Here is a 2,030-nt window from a genome sequence, read left to right on the forward strand (position 1 = left end):
TGCCCGATCACCGGGCACGGCCCCCCTTCTTTTCTTCATCCCTCAACACACCCCGCTCCGGGCGGACTTGCGCTCCGGACCGGCCTCCTCAGACTCCGGCCGCGACGGACCGGACGGCGGCGTCCGACTTCAGCCAGGCCAGGACCTGGTCGGCGGCCTTGCGCGCGGTGGCCATGCACACCCCGGCGCCCACCCCCTCGTACAGCGCTCCGCACACCGCGAGTCCGGGCTGGGCCGCCACCGCCTCGCGGATGCGCCGCACCCGCTCCAGGTGACCGACGGTGTACTGCGGCAGGGCGTCGGGCCAGCGGCTCACCCGGCTCGCCACCGGGACACCGCTCACCCCGGTGGCCTCGGCGAGCTCGGCCGTCGCCAGCGCGACGAGATCGGCGTCGTCGCGCAGCAGCAGGTGCTCCTCGCCGAAACGCCCGAGCGAGCAGCGCACGATCTCCACCTCGCCCGCCAGGTGCGGCCACTTCACGGTGGTGAACGTGACCTCCTTGACGGCCTTCTTCTCCACCGCCGGCACCCGGTAGGCGGCGTAACCGCGGCCCGAGAGCCCGCCGGGGAACGCCGCGCGCGGGTAGGCGAGCGTCACCATCGCCACGCTCGCGTACGGGACGTCGGCCAGCGCCGAGACGGCCGGGGCGATCCCGGAGATCCCGGAGAGCAGGGTGCTCGCCGGGCCGGCCGGGACGGCGACGACGACGGCGTCCGCGTCGATGTGCTCCGGGCCGCCGGCCGGGCCCACCGCCAGCCGCCAGCCGCCGGCGGTGCGGGTGAGCGTGCGGACGCTCGCCCCGGTGCGCACGGACGCGTCCGGCGCGGCGGCCAGCACCTCCCGCACGAGCGCGGGGGGCAGCGAACCGAACCCGCCGGCCAGGGTCGCCACGCTCACCGGCGGCGGCTTTTCCCCCGGCGCGAGCGGGGGCGTCAGCGAGCCCGCCGCGTCCGCGAGCGAGACGTGCGCGCGGGAGGCCTTGGCCAGCGGGGTCAGCGTGGCCTCGAACGACAGGTCCTCGGCACGGCCGGAGAACACCCCGGCGAGGAACGGGTCGACGAGACGGTCCACGACCTCCTGGCCGAGCCGTCCCGCGACATGGGCCGCGACCGAGACGTCGCCGTCCCGCTCGGACGGCGCGAGCACCAGGTCCTGGCGGGCCCGGTCGACTCCCGCCGCGGACAGCACCCCGGAGCGGGCGAGGCCGTCCATGTCGCAGGGCACGCCCATGAACTGACGGTCCGGCTGCTGCCGGACCGCGCCCCTGGTCCAGATCGCCGACGCGGTGACGCCCGCCGACATGATCCGCTCACCGAGCCCGGTCTCCTTGACCAGCCCGGTGGTCTTGCGGCGGTTGGCGTACAGCGATTCGGCGCCCTCGTCGACCGCGACCCCCGCCACCTCGGAGACCGACAGCTTCCCGCCGATCCGTGACGATCCCTCCAGGACCGTCACCCGGACCGGCTCGTTGCGCAGATAGAACGCCGCCGCCAGTCCCGCGATACCACCCCCGATGATGACCACATGGGGCTTTCCACTCGCCTGATCCCGTTCGGTGCCAGCCATTCCACCAGATCCTTCATGGTTAGTGTCGTAGAGGCCGTCCCGGCGCCGGCGCCCGGCGTCGGAGCAGGTTTTGGCAGTCTGGCCGGGGGCCTTGGACCCCCGGTCGAGAGCTCCTAGGGCTAGGGCCGGTCTTGGGCGGTGAACCAGCGTTCCAGGGCCTGGGTGAGGTCGTCGGTGGTGCCGGGGGAGGTCCAGGCGACGTAGCCGTCGGGGCGGATGAGGACCGCGTCCAGGGCATGGTCGGGGCCGGGGTGGGGGGCGGGGGTCCAGGTCCCGGTGACGAGGTCGACCCGGTCGGGGAGCCGGCCGGGGAGCTGGTACGCGGGCTGTCCCGCCGCCGTGCCGGTGCCGCTGCCGCTGCCGCTGCCGGTGTTGGTGTCGGTGGTGATGAGGAGGCCGTGTGCGGTGTGCAGGAGGTCGGCGACGCGGGTGCGGGTGCCGTCGGCCAGGGTGAGTTCACGCT

At 74.6% G+C, this 2,030-nt stretch carries 1 protein-coding gene and 1 pseudogene; both read right to left on the minus strand.

What is annotated here, in order from left to right; translation table 11 throughout:
* Nucleotides 1–88: 88 nt before the first annotated feature.
* Nucleotides 89–1,567 (minus strand): protoporphyrinogen oxidase, encoded by a 1,479-nt coding sequence (gene hemG, locus ACFWBT_RS42735; protein ID WP_385710172.1) that lies wholly within the window; start codon nucleotides 1,565–1,567, stop codon nucleotides 89–91.
* 119 nt (nucleotides 1,568–1,686) lie between these two features.
* Nucleotides 1,687–2,030, minus strand: a pseudogene (locus ACFWBT_RS42740) (hypothetical protein); the annotation flags it as partial.

Origin of the sequence: Streptomyces sp. NPDC060027, from assembly GCF_042737005.1 — a bacterium.
GTDB lineage: Bacteria > Actinomycetota > Actinomycetes > Streptomycetales > Streptomycetaceae > Streptomyces.

Excerpts from the sequence above, each read along its gene's own strand:
- hemG (WP_385710172.1), bottom strand. The coding sequence starts at position 1,567 with ATGGCTGGCACCGAACGGGATCAGGCGAGTGGAAAGCCCCATGTGGTC.